The organism is Afipia sp. GAS231 (assembly GCF_900103365.1).
In the GTDB taxonomy this organism is placed as follows: domain Bacteria; phylum Pseudomonadota; class Alphaproteobacteria; order Rhizobiales; family Xanthobacteraceae; genus Bradyrhizobium.
In genome coordinates, this window is sequence record NZ_LT629703.1 from 1,764,448 (window position 1) to 1,784,145 (window position 19,698).

General features: G+C 61.5%; 21 protein-coding genes and 1 pseudogene. 6 read left to right on the plus strand and 16 right to left on the minus strand.

The features are described from left to right. Nucleotides 1-3: 3 nt before the first annotated feature. The 8 genes and pseudogenes from BLS26_RS08410 to BLS26_RS36665 all read right to left on the minus strand — a co-directional run. The gene (locus tag BLS26_RS08410) at nt 4-1,230 is read right to left on the minus strand and encodes an acyl-CoA dehydrogenase family protein (RefSeq protein ID WP_092510093.1); all 1,227 of its coding nucleotides are present in this window, start codon (nt 1,228-1,230) and stop codon (nt 4-6) included. Between the two features lie 101 nt (nt 1,231-1,331). Next, the gene (locus tag BLS26_RS08415; protein WP_092510095.1) at nt 1,332-2,207 is read right to left on the minus strand and encodes an ABC transporter permease; all 876 of its coding nucleotides are present in this window, start codon (nt 2,205-2,207) and stop codon (nt 1,332-1,334) included. Beyond that, a complete protein-coding gene (locus BLS26_RS08420; RefSeq protein WP_092510097.1) occupies nt 2,204-3,037 on the minus strand; it encodes an ABC transporter ATP-binding protein in 834 nt (277 codons plus the stop codon). The genes BLS26_RS08415 and BLS26_RS08420 overlap by 4 nt, the downstream gene beginning before the upstream one ends. Beyond that, a complete protein-coding gene (locus BLS26_RS08425) occupies nt 3,034-4,080 on the minus strand; it encodes an ABC transporter substrate-binding protein (RefSeq protein ID WP_092510099.1) in 1,047 nt (348 codons plus the stop codon). Before BLS26_RS08425 ends, BLS26_RS08420 begins: the two co-directional genes overlap by 4 nt. After that, complete coding sequence (leuB, locus tag BLS26_RS08430) at nt 4,080-5,219, minus strand: 3-isopropylmalate dehydrogenase (RefSeq protein ID WP_172804569.1); 1,140 nt, start codon at nt 5,217-5,219, stop codon at nt 4,080-4,082. The genes BLS26_RS08425 and leuB overlap by 1 nt, the downstream gene beginning before the upstream one ends. Continuing rightward, nucleotides 5,216-5,851 carry a 3-isopropylmalate dehydratase small subunit gene (gene leuD / locus BLS26_RS08435; RefSeq protein WP_092510103.1) on the minus strand — a complete coding sequence of 212 codons (636 nt, stop codon included), beginning with the start codon at nt 5,849-5,851 and terminating at the stop codon, nt 5,216-5,218. The genes leuB and leuD overlap by 4 nt, the downstream gene beginning before the upstream one ends. A gap of 1 nt (nt 5,852) precedes the next feature. Continuing rightward, the gene (gene leuC, locus BLS26_RS08440; protein ID WP_197681351.1) at nt 5,853-7,241 is read right to left on the minus strand and encodes a 3-isopropylmalate dehydratase large subunit; all 1,389 of its coding nucleotides are present in this window, start codon (nt 7,239-7,241) and stop codon (nt 5,853-5,855) included. A gap of 281 nt (nt 7,242-7,522) precedes the next feature. Next, a pseudogene (locus BLS26_RS36665) lies at nt 7,523-7,672 on the minus strand (GNAT family N-acetyltransferase); the annotation flags it as partial. Nucleotides 7,673-7,748: 76 nt separating this feature from the next. On the opposite strand from BLS26_RS36665, the gene BLS26_RS08450 reads away from it, so the two are divergent. Continuing rightward, the gene (locus BLS26_RS08450; protein ID WP_092510107.1) at nt 7,749-8,213 is read left to right on the plus strand and encodes a GNAT family N-acetyltransferase; all 465 of its coding nucleotides are present in this window, start codon (nt 7,749-7,751) and stop codon (nt 8,211-8,213) included. 7 nt (nt 8,214-8,220) lie between these two features. Here the strand turns inward: BLS26_RS08450 and BLS26_RS08455 are convergent, their stop codons facing one another. Continuing rightward, complete coding sequence (locus tag BLS26_RS08455; RefSeq protein ID WP_371360793.1) at nt 8,221-8,592, minus strand: hypothetical protein; 372 nt, start codon at nt 8,590-8,592, stop codon at nt 8,221-8,223. Nucleotides 8,593-8,890: 298 nt separating this feature from the next. On the opposite strand from BLS26_RS08455, the gene BLS26_RS08460 reads away from it, so the two are divergent. Further along, entirely contained in the window at nt 8,891-10,483 is a 1,593-nt protein-coding gene (locus BLS26_RS08460; protein ID WP_092517801.1) for an NAD-dependent malic enzyme, read from the plus strand. Nucleotides 10,484-10,941: 458 nt separating this feature from the next. Further along, nucleotides 10,942-11,127, plus strand: a complete 186-nt coding sequence (locus tag BLS26_RS08465; protein ID WP_092510109.1) for a hypothetical protein — start codon at nt 10,942-10,944, stop codon at nt 11,125-11,127. 231 nt (nt 11,128-11,358) lie between these two features. On the opposite strand, the gene BLS26_RS08470 is transcribed toward BLS26_RS08465, so the two are convergent. Then, on the minus strand, nt 11,359-11,628 hold the full coding sequence (locus BLS26_RS08470) for a hypothetical protein (RefSeq protein WP_092510111.1): 270 nt from the start codon (nt 11,626-11,628) through the stop codon (nt 11,359-11,361). Between the two features lie 218 nt (nt 11,629-11,846). Between BLS26_RS08470 and BLS26_RS08475 the strand changes: the two genes are divergently transcribed. Then, nucleotides 11,847-12,068 (plus strand): hypothetical protein, encoded by a 222-nt coding sequence (locus tag BLS26_RS08475; RefSeq protein WP_092510113.1) that lies wholly within the window; start codon nt 11,847-11,849, stop codon nt 12,066-12,068. 3 nt (nt 12,069-12,071) lie between these two features. Here BLS26_RS08475 and BLS26_RS08480 read toward each other — a convergent pair whose 3' ends face one another. From BLS26_RS08480 to BLS26_RS08490, 3 genes are all read right to left on the minus strand, one after another. After that, nucleotides 12,072-12,425: a phasin gene (locus BLS26_RS08480; RefSeq protein ID WP_092517802.1), complete on the minus strand. Its 354-nt coding sequence runs from the start codon at nt 12,423-12,425 to the stop codon at nt 12,072-12,074. 561 nt (nt 12,426-12,986) lie between these two features. Further along, complete coding sequence (locus BLS26_RS08485; RefSeq protein ID WP_092510115.1) at nt 12,987-13,190, minus strand: hypothetical protein; 204 nt, start codon at nt 13,188-13,190, stop codon at nt 12,987-12,989. Between the two features lie 178 nt (nt 13,191-13,368). After that, a complete protein-coding gene (locus tag BLS26_RS08490; RefSeq protein WP_092510118.1) occupies nt 13,369-14,502 on the minus strand; it encodes an alpha-hydroxy acid oxidase in 1,134 nt (377 codons plus the stop codon). Here BLS26_RS08490 and BLS26_RS36260 point away from each other — a divergent pair. Beyond that, nucleotides 14,501-14,950, plus strand: coding sequence for a hypothetical protein (locus BLS26_RS36260; protein ID WP_172804570.1), 450 nt, complete (start codon nt 14,501-14,503; stop codon nt 14,948-14,950). The genes BLS26_RS08490 and BLS26_RS36260 overlap by 2 nt on opposite strands. A 77-nt stretch (nt 14,951-15,027) precedes the next feature. Here BLS26_RS36260 and BLS26_RS08500 read toward each other — a convergent pair whose 3' ends face one another. The 3 genes from BLS26_RS08500 to mddA form a co-directional block, all read right to left on the minus strand. Then, nucleotides 15,028-16,317, minus strand: coding sequence for a CaiB/BaiF CoA-transferase family protein (locus tag BLS26_RS08500; RefSeq protein ID WP_092510120.1), 1,290 nt, complete (start codon nt 16,315-16,317; stop codon nt 15,028-15,030). 365 nt (nt 16,318-16,682) lie between these two features. After that, nucleotides 16,683-17,105, minus strand: coding sequence for a GFA family protein (locus BLS26_RS08505; RefSeq protein WP_092517804.1), 423 nt, complete (start codon nt 17,103-17,105; stop codon nt 16,683-16,685). Nucleotides 17,106-17,141: 36 nt separating this feature from the next. Beyond that, nucleotides 17,142-17,918, minus strand: coding sequence for a methanethiol S-methyltransferase (gene mddA / locus BLS26_RS08510; RefSeq protein ID WP_092510122.1), 777 nt, complete (start codon nt 17,916-17,918; stop codon nt 17,142-17,144). A gap of 115 nt (nt 17,919-18,033) precedes the next feature. Between mddA and BLS26_RS08515 the strand changes: the two genes are divergently transcribed. Next, nucleotides 18,034-19,605, plus strand: coding sequence for a winged helix-turn-helix domain-containing tetratricopeptide repeat protein (locus tag BLS26_RS08515; RefSeq protein ID WP_092510124.1), 1,572 nt, complete (start codon nt 18,034-18,036; stop codon nt 19,603-19,605). Nucleotides 19,606-19,698 lie beyond the last annotated feature (93 nt).

Here is a 19,698-nt window from a genome sequence, read left to right on the forward strand (position 1 = left end):
GCCTCAAAGCGTCAGGTTTTCGGACGGCAAGCCAAGCGCCACGCGTCCATAATTGGTTCCCGCCGCATCGAAATTGAAGGCGAGGTGCGAATTCACCGCATGGGCATCGCGGAATTGCCGCTGCAACGCACCTGACGTGAACAGGCTGCGTGCGCCGCTTGCCGCAAACAGCAGCGACACCGCGTCGGTGCAGAGGTTCACTGAAAAGGCGCCGTCGCGCCGCAGCCGTGTCTTGGCCGCGATATCAGGCACGTGACCGCGCCGTGCATCCGCCATGGCGTCAATGCAATTCGTGCGCATGACCAGGCGCGCGGCGTCGATCTTGGCGGAGGCCTCCGCGATCTTGATTTGCGTGGTCTGCATATCGCTGACCTTGGCGCGATTATAGGTCGAAGCCCGGTGCCGCGCGAATTCGACATAGTCGTTCAGGCAGGCCTGCGCGTTGCCGAGGCCGACACCGGACAGGACGTAGGGAAACAGCGAAAACACCGGCAGCGCATAGAGCGGGTTTGGGTTGACCGCGCTCCCCGGCGTCGGTCCACCGGTCAGGTCGCTCACGGAAACCGTCATTTGCTCTGCAACAAAAGCGTCCACGACCCTGACGTCGTTCGACCCGGTACCGCACAGGCCGGTCGCGTTCCAGGTGTCGTTGATCTTGTAGTCCCGCCTGTTGAGCAGAAATATCCGGTATTCGATGCCGTCGGCTTCGTCGTCTGACGAGACCACGCTGGCAAGCATATTCCAGTCGCAGGATTCGACGCCTGAAGAGAATGGCCAGTGGCCGTTCAGCACATACCCGCCGTCGACTTTCCTGGCGCGACCGGCCGGAAAAATGAACGACGATGCGATCAGCGTGTCGGCGTCCTTGTCCCACACGGCGGCCTGCGCGCGCGGGTCAAACATACCCAGCATCCAGTGGTGGCTGGCGAGGTTGGCGAAATTCCACGCCACGGAAGCGTCGGCCTGTCCCAATGCATCGGCGCAATCGATCAGCGCGACATAGTCGAGTTCTGACCCGCCAACGCGTTTGGGCTGCACGACCCGAAACAGGCCGGCATCATGCAGATCGCGTTCGGTCTGCGGCGGAAGGCGCCGCAGCTCCTCGGTCCTGGCGGCGCGATTGCGCAACTCCGGAATCAACGCCCTGGCGCGGGCGACCATGGCGGCATGGCTATCCAAACCCGGCGCCGCGGGCGAACTAGCATCCGGTGTGCGGCTGTCTCCCGCCATCGAGGTTCCCTCGCTCGCTCCGTGTTGTACGCTTTTGATGCGGTCGAGCCTGACCAGTCTATCGCCTGATCACCAATGATCAAGGCATGCGTCGAACATGGCTACTCCGCCATATTATGCTGCTGCCAGCGCAACAGATATGCCTGCAACCGCCAGATGATGGCCGACAGTGCAACGCCAACCAGCATCAGCACGATAACGGCAACCATCATGCCGGAAGCTTCCGCTCGCGCTTCCGACTCGATGATCAGCCGGCCGATGCCGCGCTCGGCACCGATGAATTCACCGACGATGACGCCTATCAGCGCAAAGGAAATCGCCGGCGACAGCGAGGCAAACACCCATGCCATGGTCGAGGGGATCACCACCGTCCGCGTGATCTGCCACTCGCTGGCGCCCAATAGCCGCGCGGCGCTGACGAAGCCTTCATCGATCGAACGTGCACCTTCGAACGTATTGAAGAACACCAGGAATACGACCACGATCCAGGACGTCACGATCTTCGACGTGTCGCCGATCCCGAACGCTAGTACGATGATCGGCGCCAGCGCGATACGGGGTATGGAATTCACGGCGGTGATGAAGGGTTGAAAAATGTCGCTGAGCCGATCCGACCGCCCCAGCAGCAACCCGACCGCGAAACCAGATGATACGCCGATGACAAATCCAAAGAATGTGTTCTTCAGCGTGATCGCGGTGGCGACCCAGAGATTGTTCTCGTTGCGGACCATGCATTTGGCAAAGTCACCATTGAACCAGCCGTTGAACACGCCCATCTTGGACTTCAGGCAGCTCAGGATCAGGAAGTGCTCGAAGATTTCAGACGGTTTCGAAACGAAATAAGGATCGAGCAAATCCGGAACCAGCGATGGAAACCGGGCATGCAGGTCATATCCCCACTGCCAGATAGAAAGCACGGCAACGCAGATCGCGATCTGCCACGAAAGCGTGCTTGCCCGGTGCCTCGGCGTTCTCATCGGCTGCGACCTTTGATGAATTCTTCCCCGAGCGAATGCCAGATGTGCTGGAACAATTCGGCATAGCGCGGCGTCTCACGCACCTTGACCGCATCCCGCGGCCGCGCGAAATCCACGTCGAACATGTCCTTGATCTGGCCTGGACGCGCCGAGAACAGGATGATGCGGTCGGCCAGGGTCAAGGCTTCACCGAGATCATGCGTCACGAACAGGACGGTTTGCTGCTCGCGATCCCAGATCCGCAGCAGCACTTCATGCATATCGATCTTGGTGTGGGTATCGAGCGCGCCGAATGGCTCGTCCATTAACAGGATCTGCGGCTCGACCACCAGCGTGCGCATCAACGCTGCACGTTGCCGCATGCCGCCGGACAAGGCCGACGGGTAGGCGTCACCGAACCCCTGCAATCCGGCTTGCGCGAGGCAGGTGGCGACTCGCTCTTTGCGCTCCGCATCCCCGATGCCGGCAAGCTGCAAGCCATAGCCGATATTGTCGGCGACGGTGCGCCAGGGAAACAGCGTATCGCGCTGGAAGACGTAGCCGACACCGGGCGTCGCCTTGCCGGCGATCACCGGCTTGCCGTCGATCAGGATCTGGCCGCCACTCGGCTTCGCCAGGGTCGCGATCATGTTGAGAACCGTGCTCTTGCCGGATCCCGACGGCCCCAGCAGCGCCACGAACTCGCCGCGGCGTACACTGAAGGAAACGTCGCGCACCGCCTCGATCGCAGTGCCTGCGAGCTGGAACGATTTACTCAGCCCCCTGACGTCGATGCGATCGGCGTCGCTGGTCCGGGCGGGCGGCGTCGGCGATCGCGTCGGTGCGTTCAAGCGGGATAGGCCTTTCTTGCCACTTCAACGAAGGTTGGACTGACGACTTCGGCAATCGTGAGCGGCTTGATGCCGGTCATTTCCCGGAACCAGACTTTTTCGCCCCGCGCGAAACCGGGAGCGTCGATCGTGGCGTCGTAGTCGGCAACCTTTTGCAACGCCGTGATCTCAAGGATATTGGCCGCGCGCGAAGTGCTGCCGACATAGGGTTCGATCGCATCGTAGACCTGCTCGGGCGTGTGCGTCTTGAGCCACTGCGTCGCCCGCCAGATCGCGGTAACGAAGGCCTGCATTTTGGCCGGGTCCTTGTCGATCGTCGATTGCAACGTAAAATGCGACGTCACCGGCACCTTGCCGCCGATATATTTGTTCCAGATCGTCTCGTCCGTTCCGTCGAACAACAGAGCGCCCCAACCCTGCTCCTTCGAATCGTTCAACAGCGACAGCGAACTCACGAGTACGTCGACTTGTTTGGTCTTCAGCGAGCCCAGCATGGTGTCGACATTGCCGGTCCCGATCCAGGTCACCTTCTGGTCGAGCCCCATCGTCTCCATGTAATAGGAAGCCCAGACGTGGTTGGTGCCTCCGAGAGACGAGACCGAAACGATCGGCTTGCGGCCGTCCGGCCGCTTCCAGGCGGTCAGCGCTTCCAGCGTAGTGATTCCCTGATCGAACAGATCCTTCCGAATGATGAACATCACCGAGCTGGACCGGGTATCGACCGGCATCAGCACGCGTCCGGCGCGGCCGTGGTTGCTGAGCTGCATCGGGTGGGTGATGTCGCCGATACCGATGTCGCCCTGCGACGACGCGATGATCTCCCGCGTCTTGACGCCGCTGCCGCCCTGAACCAGCTTGCAGTCGAGGCCTGCTTCCTTGAAGTACCCGATCCGATCGGCAATGAACTGTGTCTGATAGACCGGCACCGCGACGGGATAGATCACGCGTCCCGGCTTGTCTTCGGCCTGCGCCCTCCCGGCAGCCAGGGCAGCGGTGCCGCCCGCGATGATCGTCAGCGCAGAACGTCTTGAGAGGTAGGCCATTACGCTCGCTCCTTCTCCTTCGCCGCGACCTTCTCCAGGGCGCTGAGGACGGCATCGCCCATCTCCGCCGTGGACAGTTTTTTCGCGCCCGGCTCGGCGATATCTGCGGTCCGGGCGCCTGTCGCCAAAGCAGCATCCACGGCTTGCTCGAGCAAATCGGCATCCTCGGGCCGATTCAACGTCATGCGCAGCATCATCGCGACACTGAGGATCGAGCCCAGCGGATTGGCGATGCCTTTGCCCGCAATGTCGGGCGCGCTACCGTGGACCGGCTCGTACAGTGCCTTGCGGCGGCCGAACTTGTCGACCGGCCCCAATGACGCCGACGGCAACATGCCGAGCGAGCCCGACGCCATGGCCGCGCAATCGGACAGGATGTCGCCGAAAATGTTGCCGGTCACCATCACGTCGAACTGCGCCGGTTCGCGAACGATCTGCATCGCGGCGTTATCGACGTAGAGATGGGTCAGTTCGACGTCGGAGAACTCCTCCTTGTGCAGGGCGATTACCTCCTCACGCCACAACACACTGGTCTCGAGCACGTTGGCCTTGTCGACCGAGCAGACCTTGTTCCTGCGCGTCCGTGCCAGTTCGAAAGCCGACCGCGCCACGCGGCGGACCTGGTTGGTGGTATATTGCTCGGTGTTGAAGCCGCGGCGCTGGCCGTCGGCCAGCGTTTCGATGCCGCGCGGTTCGCCGAAATAGATGCCGCTCGTCAGTTCGCGGATAATGACGAAATCGACCCCTTTCAGCACATGCGCCTTCAGCGGCGCGGAATCGGCCAGCGCCGGGTTGGCAACGATCGGCCTCAAGTTAGCGTAGAGATCGTATTTGCTTCGTAGCCCCAATAAGCTGCCTGCCTTGCGCGCAGCCGCAGGCACCTCTTTGGTTTCAGGACCGCCGGTCGCGCCCCAAACGATCGCGTCGGCCTCTTCCATCGCCTCGACCGTATCGTCGGGTAGCACCTTGCCGGTCGCAAGATAGGGAATGATGCCATACTGCGCCTCGCGCAGCGTCATGGGAACGCCACGCTTGGCCGCAAACCAGTTGAGAATACGCTGCGACTGTGCCGTCACCTCGGGGCCGATGCCCTCGCCGCCAACCACGGCGACCTTCACCATATTGGAACGCGTATTCATGCCGATTTCCTTGCAAAATGGATCCATGGCCGCGCGGCGCGGTCGGAAGCCTGGAAGGCCCGGATTTCGTCGTCACGCTGCAGCGTCAACGCAACTTCATCGAGCCCCTGCAGCAGGCCTTCGCGCCGGCGAGGGTCGATCTCGAAACGGAGTTGCTTGCCGGTCGGCGAGATAATCGTCTGCGCCTCGAGATCGATGCCGACGCGCCCTGCGCCTTGCGTAAGCTCAATCTCGGCCGCGAGGCTATCGACGGTTGCCTTGTCGACGATGATCGGCAGAATGCCGTTCTGAAAGCAGTTGGCGAAGAAGATATCGCCGAAGCTGGAGCCGATGACGGCGCGGATCCCCATCTCCTGCAGGGACCACACTGCCCCTTCGCGGGAGGACCCGCACCCGAAATTCGGTCCGGTGACGAGAATTTCCGCCTGCCGGTAGGGCTCCCGGTTCAGAATGAATTCAGGGTTTTCCGAACCGTCAGGCAGATAACGCAGCGCGCCGAACGCCCATTTACCAAGCGTTCCGCGGATGGCATTTCCGACCAGCCGCTCGATCCGGATGATGACATCGGTATCGATGTTGCTGCGCATGATCGGCGCTGCAATTGCCGTCAGCTTGTTGAAGGATTTTGGCATGTCAGCGCTCCATCGTCCGCACGTCGGCAATGGCCCCCGCAATCGCGGCAGCTGCGGCCGTCGCCGGACTCGCCAGATGGGTTCTGGCGCGCGGCCCCTGACGGCCGACAAAATTGCGATTGGACGTGGAGACCGAGCGCAGCCCCGGTGCCACCGTCTCGCCATTGGCAGCAAGGCACATCGAGCACCCGGGCTCGCGCCATTCGAAGCCGGCATCAATGAAAACCTTGTCGAGGCCCTCAGCCACTGCGTCGCGCTTGACCGTCTCGGAGCCCGGCACAATCCACGCCCGCACACCCGGCGCGACCTTTCGGCCCCGCGCGATCTCGGCGGCCGCCCGCAGGTCGCTCAGGCGACTATTGGTGCAGGAGCCGATGAAGACCCAGTCGACCGGCGTGCCGGCAATCGCCGCACCGGCTTGTAACCCCATATACTCAAGTGCGGCCTCATACGCGGCGCGGCGCGCCGGATCGTCAATCGCCTGCGGATCGGGAATGCGGCCATCGACGCCGATAACGTGCTCCGGGCTGATGCCCCAGGTCACCTGCGGGATGATTTTAGTGACGTCGATCAGGACCTCCTGGTCGAAACTGGCGTCGGCATCGCTCGGAAGTTCGCCCCAGGCCTTGACCGCCCGATCCCACATCTCGCCCACGGGCGCATAGCGACGCCCACGCAAATATTCAAAGGTCTCCTCGTCCGGCGCCACCATGCCGATCTTGGCGCCAAGCTCGATCGACAAATTGCAGATCGTGAGCCGCCCCTCAACCGGCATCTCACGGATGGCGCTGCCGGCATATTCGACGGCGTACCCGGTACCGCCCGCGGCGCCGACGTGACCAATCAGGGCGAGGATCAAATCCTTGGCGGTAACGCCAAGCGGCAGCTTACCCTCAAACTTCACGCGCATGGTTTTCGGCCGGCGCTGAATCAGCGCCTGCGTCGCCAACACATGCGTGAGCTCGCTCGAGCCAATGCCAAATGCCAGCGCTCCCAGCCCGCCATGGGTGCAGGTATGACTGTCGCCACACACAATGATGCAACCCGGCAGGCTCAGCCCCAGTTCGGGCCCGATGACGTGAACGATACCCTGCCCTGGCTCATCGATGTCGAACATCTGGATGCCGCTGGCCGAAGTCTCGACGCGCAGGGCGGCCAGTAATTCCTGCCCGATCTTGCTGGTGCCGGCACGCCCACGCGCCGTCGAGATGGCGTGATCGGGCGTCGCAAAGGTCAGTTCCGGGTTGTGAACGGAAAGATCCCGGCTCTTGAGATCCAGAAGCCCTCGCGAGCCACCCAGATCGTGCAACAAATGACGGTCGATATGGAGCAGGTCAGTATCATCGCTTAGTCGTGCGATGACATGCTGGTCCCAGATCTTGGCCAGCATGGTACGGCCGGAGCTTGCCAAGGCACGCCTCCCTTTGATTTCCGCCGGCGGAATTGAACGCCGGTCGCCGTTTTGCACGGCTTGTTGTTCAGGCATCAGCCCGCATACATCAAAGCATAATCCCCCGCACCTCGGCTAGGGTCACGACCAAAAGAGGCGGCCGGGCAGCGGCACCGAGGCCCCGGCCGACAGCAAGACCCCAAAAACAAAAAAGGCCCGGCGGCCATCACGGCACCGGGCGAACGGGACGATAGAAGCTAAGGTGCGGCTCAAATGGGCCGTTAATCGATCAATTTACGCCAGTACAATGTATGAGGCCACGCCCACGGGTGCTGCGGCTGGTACAACCTGCAGCCCGCTCGGATAAAGTTGTTGGCTGATGGCAGATTGTCGGTTGTATCCGAGACGACTAAACACCAGCCAACGGATCTCACGAATCCGGCACATTGGATGAGTTCCTACGAACCTGACACTTATTGCTTGAGTCTATAAGATGACGAGCCATAGATGAGAGTTCGTGATGCCGTCCCGGAAGACGCATTTGCCGCGTGCGATGTGATGCGGCGCTCCATCATAGAGCTCTGCGCTCCCGATCATGGCAACGACCCCGTCATTCTCGGGCGATGGCTGAGCAACAAGACGCCGGAAATATTCCGGTCATGGATCCGGCCCGGCAATTCAGTTCTGGTGGCCGTCGACCACAACCGCGTCCTGGCCGTCGGCTGCATTACCGACGATGGGGAGATAACACTCAACTATGTCTCACCCGATGCGCGGTTCCGTGGCGTGAGCACGACGCTTCTGGCAGAACTTGAAATGCGCGCGATCGAATTTGGCAACGCAAAATGTCGACTCGAAAGCACCGAAACGGCATACCGCTTTTATCGCGCCAGAGGATATTCCGAGACTGGACCGGCAGGCCACAAGTTTGGCACCCGCTCCGGTTATCCGATGTCAAAGACTCTCGTTTAAGGCAGGGCTATTTGCAAAGCATCGCCTTGGCGCCAAGCCAAACAGTCCCGACGAAACCCGTGACGATCAAAGCGATTGCCGCCTTGAAAGCGTAATTCTGCGCCTGCTCCATGCCCTTGCGCCAACACCTCAGGTGTTGGAGATCAGCCCGGATTTCCTTGCGGTCCTCGTCATAGATACCGAACGACGTGAGAATGGTCGCGACGGTCTTGACTGTCGTTTCGTCAAGGATTGCGAGGGGGCCTTCACGTTGTTCCGCCAAGATCTCACTAAGGATGCTTTTGATCTCGCCGGCGTCAACGCTGGGCGATCCTCGCGACGTTGTCGAAGCTGTACTTCTCGAAGCCAGCGAGCGGATTTCGGAGAGGGATTTGGCCATGGCAACCCATTTTCATCCATCAGAAAGAGGCGCACCGATCCATCGGCATTTCGATTTTGCAGTGCACTATGAATGTTATGTCGGGCATCGCAGCGAGTCCGAAAGGTGCTAGGATCGAAACGTCGTTCGAAGCCTTCGCGCGAAGATATGCTCTTTCTTCGGCCTTGATCCCGATACGCGTTCTCTGCTTTAGAACGACCAACGATACGAGCCGGCCCAAGCGCGGCTTTGGAGGAATACGATGAACGTCCCTGCCCGCGCGAATCCGCGTCTTCAACCTTCTGAAATGCCGCACGGCCTGGCACTGCTGCGCGATCCGCTGCTGAACAAGGGCACGGCATTCACCGAGCAGGAACGCGACGCGCTCGGATTGCGCGGCTTCCTGCCGGCGCATGTATTTTCGATGCAGACCCAGGTCGAGCGCGTGATGGCCAATTTGCGCGAATTGCCCAGCGACCTCGCCAAATACGTGGCGCTGAACGAGCTGCACGACCGCAACGAGGCGCTGTTCTTCCGCGTCGTGTGCGACAACATCGATGAAATCCAGCCGCTGATCTACACCCCGACGGTCGGCCTCGCCTGCCAGCGCTTCGGCTATATCTTCCAGCGGCCGCGCGGCCTGTTCATCGCAGCCTGCGACCGCGGCCGCATTGCCGAGCTGCTGGCCAACTGGCCCTATGCGACCAAACTCATCGTCGTCACCGATGGCGAACGCATTTTGGGCCTCGGCGACCTCGGCGCCAATGGCATGGGCATTCCGGTCGGCAAGCTTTCGCTCTATTGCGCCTGCGCCGGCATTCATCCGGAGCTCTGCCTGCCGGTGGTGCTGGATGTCGGCACCAACAACGAGGCGTTGCTGAACGATCCCTATTATATCGGCATGCGCCAGCGGCGCCTGAGCGGCGCGGCCTATGACGAGTTCGTCGACGAATTCGTCACCGCAGCGCGCGAGACCTTCCCCGGCGTCATGATCCAGTTCGAGGATTTCGCCAATCACTCGGCCTTCCGCCTGCTGCACAAATACCGCGACATCATTCCCGTCTTCAACGACGACATTCAGGGAACGGCGGCGGTCGCGCTCGCCGGGCTATTCTCGGCGTTACGTGTCACCGGCGGCAAGCTCAAGGACCAGACCGTGCTCTTCCTCGGCGCCGGAGAAGCCGCAACGGGGATCGCCGACCTGATCGTCTCGGCCATGATGGCCGAAGGCTTGACCGAAGCCGAGGCCGTCAGGCGCAACTGGCTGGTGGATTCGCGCGGCCTCGTCGTCAAGGACCGCGCCGGCCTTACCGAGCACAAGCTTCGCTATGCGCACGACCAGGCACCGATCGAACAATTCCTCGCCGCCATCAATACGCTGAAACCCACCGCGATCATCGGCGTCGCCGCAGTCGGCGGCGCGTTCACGCCTGAAGTGCTGCAGACCATGGCCGGGCTCAACGAGCGGCCGATCGTGTTCGCGCTCTCCAACCCGACCTCGAAGGCGGAATGCTCCGCCGAGGAAGCCTATCGCCACACCGGCGGCCGCGCGCTGTTCGCATGCGGCAGCCCGTTCGATCCCGTCAACCTCGACGGCAAGACTTACGTGCCGCGCCAGGGCAACAATTCCTACATCTTCCCCGGCGTCGGCCTCGGTGCCACAGCATGCGGGGCAAGGCTGGTCACCGACGAAATGTTCATGGTTGCCGCTCACGCGCTGGCCCAGCTCGTCAGTCAGGAAGACCTCGCGCAAGGCAGCCTTTATCCGGCGCTGCCGCGGATCCGTGAGGTCTCCGCCCGCATCGCCGAAGCGGTCGCCGTCGTTGCCTACAATAATGGTCTTGCGACCGGACATGCCCCGAACGACATGGCGGCGTTCATCCATTCGAAGATGTACGACCCGCATTATTGAGCGTGCGGGGGCTTCCGCGCGACGTCGTCCGACCGGACACGCGGATCCCCAGCCATATCCGGCACGGCGGTGCGAAAGGCGATATCATGAAAAAGCCCGCGGCGGATTTCTCCGCGCGGGCCTGATGATTTCTGCGATGATGCCGTTTTGCCCCTGATTTGCCCGACGTGTCAACTATTTTCGGGCCGTCAACAAATTGCAGAAAATGCAACGAAATCAATTCGACGAATTGAAACTTCCTTGATCGACTGTTCTGCACAGAACGAAAAACCCGCTGCCGGTTTCCCGGTGCGGGCTTTACGATTTCTGCAATGATGTCAGTGTGCCCCTGATTTGCCCGACGCGTCAACCGATAAGTGATTGGGTATGGCGATTTGGTTTGGCGCACCGATATCTACGTAAATCATTGGATGCCGATTGGAAAATCGGACGCCCACCAGAGCGCAAGGAGGCTATCGATGTTTTTCGTTGCTACCGTGCTCGCAATCCTGTCGGGCCTGTTCTATGCGGCAAGCCATCATGAGATCGGCTCGCTGGGTGTCACGATGTGCCAGTATGGCGGCCCGTTCTGCGACAACCCGCTGCTCGTGCTGACAGGTGCCGGTCTGGCGGCATGCTGGGGCGCGTTCGTCAGCGTTCGCTGACGCACCGTCACTCGCGAATTTTCGTGATGATGCCGCTATGCCCCTGATTTGCCCGACGTGTCAAGCGCAGGGTGAGCCCAGTCCCGGACCCGCCTTTTGCGGTTTCAGATCGGTGACCCGACGACGACCGGCCGAACCAGGACCAAACTGGTCCATATGGCGGCGCGCCGCGTTCACATGAGAATGGATGCCGCCCTCCGGGCATCGGATCCGGCGGCGCATTCTGGAAGCTTAGTGCGTCTCCGGATTGGCCGGATGAACGGGCTTTGGCCCGGGGGCATCGGGCTCCAGTTGCGACTTCGGTTCGGTCGGCATGACGTTCGCGCCGACGGCGCGGGCGGCCTCACCGGTGGTGCTGTAGTGAGCCATCGCGGCGGTTTGTACCTTGTGATCGACGATCAGCATGCCGAGCACACCCAGAACAGCAATCGCAATCGCGACCAGCAGCGGCTTGCCGCCGCTTCGCATCGAATGATTTTCTCTCAATTGGTCGTTCGTCATTTGGACGTCCAGGGTTGTTTCCTCTGCTGAAGTCAAATCCCGTCGACGATGAAGGTTCCGCTTCCGGCCGCGTCGGGCGGTGCCGCTATCGCGGAACAAAATTCGCTCTCGCGCATTGCTGCATGACGCCGCCATTTTGACGGCCGTCCGCAGATGCGAACCATTTCAGCGAGCAGAAAACCGTGACCATCGAATCATCAGGGCAATCGCAACCCGGCATGGCGGAACGCGCCATCGACACCGCGACCGATGTGTCACGTACGATCACGGAACTCTCCGCCGCGCTTCAGGCCGCAGTCGATCGTCTCGGCGAGGCGATCGCGACGGCGCGTCAACCTGGAAAGCCGCTCTCCACCGTCAGCGCCATTACCCGCGAAGCTCCGCTCGCGAGCTTGTTCGTCGCCTTCCTGCTCGGTGTGGCAGTGGCGCGAAGGCGCTAGCACTCAGAGCTTGATTTTCGTCGCATCCTTTGCGGCCGACATCACGCCGCCCGTGATCTGGCGCATATGCTCACCGGCATTGGTGAACTGGCTCCGCAGGAACTCCGACTGGATCCGCATCGCTTCCTGGAGGTCGGTCGCATGGACCAGCTTCCGGGCGTGCTCGAACGCGGCCTTCATGTTCTGCTCGGTGAAGGACAGCGCCTGCTTGGAAATCTCCGAGCCCGCGCCCGGCATCGAGGTCATCGACTTGCCGGCGGCATCGAAGAACATGCCGAACGCCTTTTCTGCCTGATCAATGGTTTTTTCGGCCAGATCGCGCAGTTCGGCCGGAACTTCGATTTTCGGTTCGATCATGATCGCCTTCTCCAATGTCGCCTCCAGGAGGCTAGCATAATTCCGGGCCGCGTCTCCCGCCGTATTGAGCCAAAGCGGCCTGCCATGAGGCCGCCGACCGGCCTTGGAGGCAAGGAATAATTTCCTGTATAACCCGTAACGATACGGGCGCCCCCACCGATTCCAATCGAGTCAACAGTGTGGCATAGTGATTCGGGGCTAGGGCTCAACTGTCGGTGGCGTTGCGTCTCTAAATACGTCTCTCCTGGGGACATGGGGATAGGATGCTGCAAACTTTCCGGCCGACACCGACCTGCACGCGATTCCAGACCAGCATAGAAATGCCGTGCATCAAATGCGGGGCGCAGATGCGACTGGCCACGATCGAGCCGCGCGATCAAACCTATGACGTGCTGACCTATCGATGCGCGCCCTGCGACTCCGGGGAAAGCTTTCTGAAAGCACGCTAGAGCGTTTTCGAGCGAAGTGGATGCCGGTTCGCGTAAAGAAAACGCGTCAAAACAAGAGAGTAGAGCCCGGTTCTGATTCAATCAGAACCGATAAGGCTCTAGAACGGGACCGTTACCCGTTCAGCACCGCGGTCCCGGCTTGTGTCAGCACCGGCCCCTCATCACGGACCTCGATCATGCCGAGTTCGGCCAGGAAGCGCAGGTCCTCGTCGCTGACGGGCGACATTCTCAGCCGGCGGGCCTGAATATCCCGTAGCGTCCACCGAAGACCGATAGCTCTCTCGAGGCTGAGTTCAGCAAAGGGATTGTCCACCATTCGCTTCAGCTATTGGGAGATTTCGATCAGATTTTGTCTTTGCTGCGGCGTCTTCTGGTACGCACATAATAATGCAGCGGGAGTGACCGGGCCGCTTTCGCCGTCGCGATAAGGCTATGACCACGCGGCGGCTTCGCGCGAAGCCGCCATCCGGTCATCTACCCGGCACTCGCCCCCTTCAATACCGATAGGGTTCGATATCCAGCAGCGGGAAGGCGCTGAACACGCTCGGCGGATTGGTCGGCGCCGCCGCATGCAGGCAGGATTTGTTCAGCTCGCCGAGGCTGGTGAGACCGAGCAACCCGAGACAGCGGATCATTTCATCTTCCAGCAGTTCCAGCATTCGCACGATGCCGGCCTCCCCGGCGGCAGCGAGCGCCCAGCATTGCAGGCGGCCGATGCCGACCAGATCGGCGCCGGAGGCGATCGCCTTTACAATGTCGGTGCCGCGGCAGATCGAGCCATCGACCATGATCTTGGCGCGGCCGGCGACGGCGTCGACGATTTCCGGCAGGACATGCATCGAGCCACGGCCGTGGTCGAGCTGGCGGCCGCCATGGTTCGACACATAGATCCAGTCCACGCCGTGATCGAGCGCGATCTTGGCGTCCTCTGCGGTGGCAATGCCCTTGAGCACCAGCGGGATCTTGTACTTGTCCTTGATCAGCTTGACGGTGCGCCATTCCAGTCCCTTCTGGAAATCGCCGCCGGTGGCGCGGATCCGGCTTGCGCGCACATAGCGCTTGGCGATGTCGCGTTCGCGCCGGCTGTAATGCGCGGTATCAACGGTCAGGCAGAACGCGGCATAGCCGTTTTCGATCGTGCGGCTGACCACGTCCTCGACAAAGGCATCATCGCCGCGGACATAGAGCTGGTAAATGCGCAGCGCGTCGGGCGCAGCCTTGGCGGTCGCTTCGAGCCCCGGCTCGGACACCGAACTCAGCATATGGGCGGCGCCGAAATGACCGGCACCGCGCGCCACCGCCGCGCCGGAGGCGGGATCGAAGATTTCGAGGGCGCCGACCGGCGCAATCATGACCGGGATGCGCAATTTGCGGCCAAAGACCTCGGTGGAGGCCTCGACCTTGGCAACGTTGCGCAGAACCCGTGGCCGGAACGCGATCTCGTCCAGCGCCATACGGTTGCGCCGCATGGTCGTCTCGGTCTCCGAGGCGCCGACGATATAGTCCCAGGCGTTCTGGTTCAGCCGGGCGCGGGCCTTGTTGACGAATTCGTGGAGATTCTGGAATTCTTCGCCGCTGGCGCCGAGCTCGACATTTCTCGCCGCCCGGATAGGGGTCCCGTCGTTCATGCTGTTTCTCTCCCGTTTTGGCGGCACATTAGCCGCAGAAACGGGAAAAGCTACTGCTTTGAACGGGTTAATCCGGTCTGAGAACGGAGGGCTGCTATTCGCTGGCGAAGTGCATCGGCGAGGAGTGGAAGATTCCCGCTCCCGAAACCTGGGAAGCGATCAGGAAGGCCGCCATTACGGCCGGTACGCTGATGAACCGCAGAAATTGGTCAATCGAAAGCATGAATGTCGTCCCCAAGGTGCTTCAGGCGCGAATTCAATTCGCCCCTTGTGTCGTGCGCTGATCGGTCGTGAAAAGCTGGTCGGTATAGGCCGCCCCGGAAATCGTGAGCAGCGCAAGAAGCGAGATGAAAGCCAGCGTTTTCATGACGCCAGCGTCAGTCTCGATTGTGGCCGAAAACGTCAGAGTTCGGCGCTTTTTCAGGACCAACACAAGGGTACTTCGTGACTGCGCGTCCTGCACCGCGGCCACCGTTCAACAGGAGAAAATCGGGTTGCGCAGGTGGGACGGAGTCCAACCTGCGCCTAATCCGCCTCCAAATCGCTTCCGCTCAGTGCGGTATTTCCTGCCTTGCCGAAAGCCCCAGCCTCGGCCAACGCGGCGATGCTGCGGTCGTCGTAGCCGAGCGTCTTGCGCAGCACTTCCTTGGTATGCTCGCCAAGCAGCGGCGCTGCCACGGGATCGATCGATGGCGTCAGGCTCATATGCAGTGGCGTTTCGATGTTCGGCACCGAACCCGCGGTCGGATGCGGGATCTTGCTGAGGCGATCGCGGCCGCGCACTTCCGGCGAGTTGAAGCCTTGTTCCACGTTGCGGAGATAGCCGACCGGAATATTGGCCTTCTTCATCTTCGCCATCCAGTTCTCGAGCGTGTCGCGGGCAAACACGGCGGCGATAATGCCCCGCAGCTTTTCCCTGTTGGCGGTTCGGTTTTTCCGGTGGGCGAATTCCGGATCGGTGACGAGGTCGGGCCGGTCGAGCACATCCGTCACGAGACGGCGGTAAAGCCGATCATTGGCGCAGGCCATGTAGAGCGGCCCGTCGGACGCCTGATAGACGCCAACGGTGGGCGAACCGTTCGGCGAATTACCGAAACGGCCCGGATTCTGACCGCTGATCAGATACGCCATGCCGTAAAAGCCGGTCAACGCCACAGCGGTATCGATCAGCGCCACCTCGACCTGCTGGCCGCGGCCGAGCCGATCGCGGGCAATCAACGCCAGCAGGATCGCGTTGCATGCCGACATGCCGGTCGCCATGTCGACGATCGGCGATCCGGTACGGACCGGCTCACCATCCGGAAAGCCATTGAGCGACATGAAGCCGCTTTCGGCCTGCGTGATCGGGTCGAAGCCCGGACGCAACGCGAACTCGCCTTTGCGGCCATAGGCCGAGATCGAGCAATAGATCAGGCGCGGGTTGGTCGCCACGACCGAGGCGTAGTCGAGCCCGTATTTTTTCATCACGCCGCCGGAGAAATTCTCCACCACCACATCCGCTTTCGCGATCAGCTGGCGCGCAAGCTCCAGCGCTGCCGGGTTGGTGAAATCGAGCGCAATGCCGCGCTTGTTGCGATTGAGACTGATAAAGGCCGCGCTCTCGCCGCCGGTTTCCGCGTGCTCGTAGTGGCGGGTATCGTCGCCCCCATCCGGGTTTTCGATCTTGATCACCTCCGCGCCAAAATCCGCCAGAGTTTGGGTGCAGGCGGGACCGGCAACGACGCGGGTAAAGTCAACGACCAGCAGACCATCAAGGGCAGTCGGTTCGCCCTTTGCGCGCGGCGTTCGCTCGGGCAATTGCGGTCCTGCAGTCATTCGGACATTTCCTCTTATTGTTTTGTATGGCGAAACTGGCGGCCAGCGCCGCAAGCACGGCTTCCCGGCCTTTTAGCGGAAGCCTGCAGATAACGCCAAACCCCGATTTTGCAGGGCGGGAGTTGCGGCTGACATAGCTCTCGAAACGGGGCAGTGCGCCCGCGCGGCCCACCGCCCCTCGGCCGGCCCGAGCGTCTCCCCGAGGTAAGCGCCGACCTCGCATGCCGGGAAGCCAAACCTTCGAAGGTTCGTCCCAAAACACCGCCGCCCGACCCTGGTTATGTCCAGGCGTCGGGCGGCGGGGATCGTCGATAACGATGCAGCGAGCTATGCTCGCCGCGCCGTTGCCATGAGAACCGGCCTATCTACTCGCTGACCATTTCCCCGGAGCCGCCGAGCTCCGCGGGAAAATCCTTCAGTTTGGGCAGACCGTCGCGCATCGGCAGCACCGTCTCGGAATAATTGACGTGGACGCCAGGCGTGAAGGCAAGCGTCGGAAGCGTGGCCACGAATACGTCGACGAGCCCGAGCGTCGGATGATTGGTCATCAGATGACCGCCGCACTTCGCGCAGTACTTCCGCTCGCTCATCGGCGTCTTCGCGAACGTCGCAACGTGTTGCGCGCCGGATGTAACCTTCACCGCTTCCGGCTTCCACAGGCTGAACGCGTTCACGGGGCCGCCGGACCACGACCGGCACGACTGGCAGTGGCAGTAGCCCATGCCTTCCGGTGAACCGGAGGCCTGCACTTCGACCGCACCACAAAAGCAGCTTCCAGTATGTTTCATCATTTCATATCTCCTTAGGATCAATTTGAGAGTCCTTCACATCTGTTTCCGCCACGGCAGCAGCATCGAGACCCGCTCCCGGTAACGTCGATAGTCGTCACCGAACATCGCGGTGAGATCGCGCTCTTCCAGCAGAATGCCGACGAAGATGTAGGCCGTGGTCACCGCCGCAAACAGCAGGTGTCCGGCGGTCATCGTCGGCGCCGCCCAAAAGGCGATGATGAAGCCGAGGTAAATCGGATGCCGCACGAATTTGTACAGGAGCGGCGTCCGGAAAATCGGCGGCGACATCTCCCGTCCGACGAGATGGTTGGCAACCTGATGCAATCCGAACAGTTCGAAATGATTGATCAGGAAGGTGCTGGTGAAGACCATCACCCAGCCGACGAACGACACTCCGGTGATCACCGCCGCTATTTCCGGCTCCTCGATGTGCCAAATCACCGCAGGCATCGGGCGCCACTGCCAGAACAGCAGGAGCAGCACCAGGCTTGCGAGCAACACATAGGTGCTGCGCTCGACCGACTTGGGAATAAACCGCGTCCACCATTGTTTAAACGAGTTGCGCGCCATCACGCTGTGCTGGATGGCAAACAACGACATCAGTGCGAGGTTGATCGCGAGCGCCCCGAATACGGGCGATTTCGCCCCGGTATCGATATCTTTCGGAACAACAAGGCCCTCGACGAAGCCGATGGCGTACAGAATCGTGAAGAGAAATGTGAGATAGGCCACAGCGCCGAACAGAAATGCGGTCAATTTGAGCATTCGATTTCCCGGCGCCTCCGGACCAAGGGCATGGATTTGGGTCATAAAAATGTCTCCGCTACAGGCAATTGGATCGCACTCCCGGTATATGCGGGATAGACGGCCGGAAGACTTTGCCTGTTGCTTGAGGTGCACTTGATTATTTCCTGAGAAAGATACGATGACGCACGTGTTTAGCTTCGATAATCACACCCTCGATACCAGCCGCCGCGAGTTGCGGCGCGGCACCGAGCTGGTCGCGACGCAGCCACAGGTGTTCGATCTGCTGGTCCATCTCTTGAAGCACCGCGATCAGGTCGTCAGCAGGGACGATCTCATTGCATTGGTGTGGGGCGGCCGGATCGTGTCGGATTCGACGCTCGACAGCCGCATCAATGCCGCTCGAAATGCCGTCGGCGACAACGGCAAGGACCAGAGGCTGATCCGGACCTTTCCGCGCAAGGGCCTGCGCTTCGTCGGCGCCGTAAACAAGCATTCGGACGGCGGTCCGCCGGCCGCCGTACTGCAGGGAGACGCTGCACGGCCGCAGCCGGCGTTGGCGCTGCCGGACCGGCCGGCGATCGCCGTGCTGCCGTTCGACAACATGAGCGGCGATCGAGAACAGGAATATTTCTCCGACGGCATCAGCGAAGACATCATTACCGCGCTGTCCAAATTGCGCTGGTTCTTCGTAATCGCGCGCAACTCCTCGTTCACTTACAAGGGCAAGCCTGTGCACCTGAAGCAGGTCGCCGCCGAACTCGGCGTACGCTACGTCGTCGAAGGCAGCGTACGAAAGAGCGGCGATCGGGTGCGCATCACCGCGCAGCTCAACGATACTGCGACCGGCAGCCACATCTGGGCGGAGCATTACGACCGCGACCTGACCGACGTGTTCGCCGTGCAGGACGAGATCACCGACGCCATCGTGACGGCGATCGAGCCGCAGATCTATGCCGCGGAAAATTTTCGCAGCCGGCGCAAGCCCCCGAACAACGTGGATGCCTGGGACCTGGTGATGCGGGCGCTGTCGCATCACTGGCGGGTAACGCGAACGGACAGCGCCGCCGCTCAGGCCCTGCTGGAAAAAGCAATCGCGATCGATCCGGACTATGGTCAGGCGCTGTCCCTGATTGCGACCAACCAGATGTTCGGTGTGCATCTGGGCTGGACCGATATTGCATCCGCCGCCCCCATGGCCGAGCGCGCGGCGTTGATGGCCGTTTCGGTCGACAGCGAGGACGCCTGGGCGCATACCGCGCTCGCCAGCGTCTATTTCTCGACCCGACGGCTCGACGCTTCGCTGGCCGAGTTTGAACTGGCGTTGCAGCTCAACCCCAATTTTTCGCTGGCGCAGGGCTACTACGCTCTGGCGCTATGCTATAGCGGCCGCTGGCAGGATGCCTGCGCGGCTGCGCAACGCGCCATTCGTCAGAGCCCGCGCGATCCGTCCCTGGCGATCTACTACGGCGTTGCGGCCTACGCCCAGTTCGTCGGCAAGAACTATGGTGAAGCGATAACGCTGGCCCGCGAGGCGACCCGTCAACGTGGCGATCTCACCGGAGCCTACCGGGTGCTGACGGTCGCCGCCGGCATGGCCGGCCAGATCGACGTCGCCAAGGCGGCGTTAGCGGAATTGCGCCGGAGCCAACCGAATATTTCGCTCGCCTGGATCGCGACCCAACTGCCGTGGAAGCTCGACGCCGATCGCGAGCATTATCTGGAAGGTTTCCGCCGCGCGGGACTGCAATAGCTGCTGCATGGCGGCTGGCATGCTCAGGCGTAGGCCTTCGCCTTTAGTATGACGCATATCATTCCATAAAGGCATTGCTCTGCGCCGGATTTC

Coding starts and splice junctions, on each gene's coding strand:
- BLS26_RS08415 (WP_092510095.1), bottom strand. CDS start 2,207: ATGAGAACGCCGAGGCACCGGGCAAGCACGCTTTCGTGGCAGATCGCG.
- BLS26_RS36260 (WP_172804570.1), top strand. CDS start 14,501: ATGCTGTTTCTCTCCCGTTTTGGCGGCACATTAGCCGCAGAAACGGGA.
- leuC (WP_197681351.1), bottom strand. CDS start 7,241: ATGCTGGCCAAGATCTGGGACCAGCATGTCATCGCACGACTAAGCGAT.
- BLS26_RS08475 (WP_092510113.1), top strand. CDS start 11,847: ATGGCGGAACGCGCCATCGACACCGCGACCGATGTGTCACGTACGATC.
- BLS26_RS08450 (WP_092510107.1), top strand. CDS start 7,749: ATGAGAGTTCGTGATGCCGTCCCGGAAGACGCATTTGCCGCGTGCGAT.
- leuB (WP_172804569.1), bottom strand. CDS start 5,219: ATGAATACGCGTTCCAATATGGTGAAGGTCGCCGTGGTTGGCGGCGAG.
- BLS26_RS08515 (WP_092510124.1), top strand. CDS start 18,034: ATGACGCACGTGTTTAGCTTCGATAATCACACCCTCGATACCAGCCGC.
- BLS26_RS08465 (WP_092510109.1), top strand. CDS start 10,942: ATGTTTTTCGTTGCTACCGTGCTCGCAATCCTGTCGGGCCTGTTCTAT.
- BLS26_RS08455 (WP_371360793.1), bottom strand. CDS start 8,592: ATGGCCAAATCCCTCTCCGAAATCCGCTCGCTGGCTTCGAGAAGTACA.
- BLS26_RS08505 (WP_092517804.1), bottom strand. CDS start 17,105: ATGAAACATACTGGAAGCTGCTTTTGTGGTGCGGTCGAAGTGCAGGCC.
- BLS26_RS08480 (WP_092517802.1), bottom strand. CDS start 12,425: ATGATCGAACCGAAAATCGAAGTTCCGGCCGAACTGCGCGATCTGGCC.
- mddA (WP_092510122.1), bottom strand. CDS start 17,918: ATGACCCAAATCCATGCCCTTGGTCCGGAGGCGCCGGGAAATCGAATG.
- BLS26_RS08500 (WP_092510120.1), bottom strand. CDS start 16,317: ATGACTGCAGGACCGCAATTGCCCGAGCGAACGCCGCGCGCAAAGGGC.
- leuD (WP_092510103.1), bottom strand. CDS start 5,851: ATGCCAAAATCCTTCAACAAGCTGACGGCAATTGCAGCGCCGATCATG.
- BLS26_RS08490 (WP_092510118.1), bottom strand. CDS start 14,502: ATGAACGACGGGACCCCTATCCGGGCGGCGAGAAATGTCGAGCTCGGC.
- BLS26_RS08470 (WP_092510111.1), bottom strand. CDS start 11,628: ATGACGAACGACCAATTGAGAGAAAATCATTCGATGCGAAGCGGCGGC.
- BLS26_RS08485 (WP_092510115.1), bottom strand. CDS start 13,190: ATGGTGGACAATCCCTTTGCTGAACTCAGCCTCGAGAGAGCTATCGGT.
- BLS26_RS08410 (WP_092510093.1), bottom strand. CDS start 1,230: ATGGCGGGAGACAGCCGCACACCGGATGCTAGTTCGCCCGCGGCGCCG.
- BLS26_RS08425 (WP_092510099.1), bottom strand. CDS start 4,080: ATGGCCTACCTCTCAAGACGTTCTGCGCTGACGATCATCGCGGGCGGC.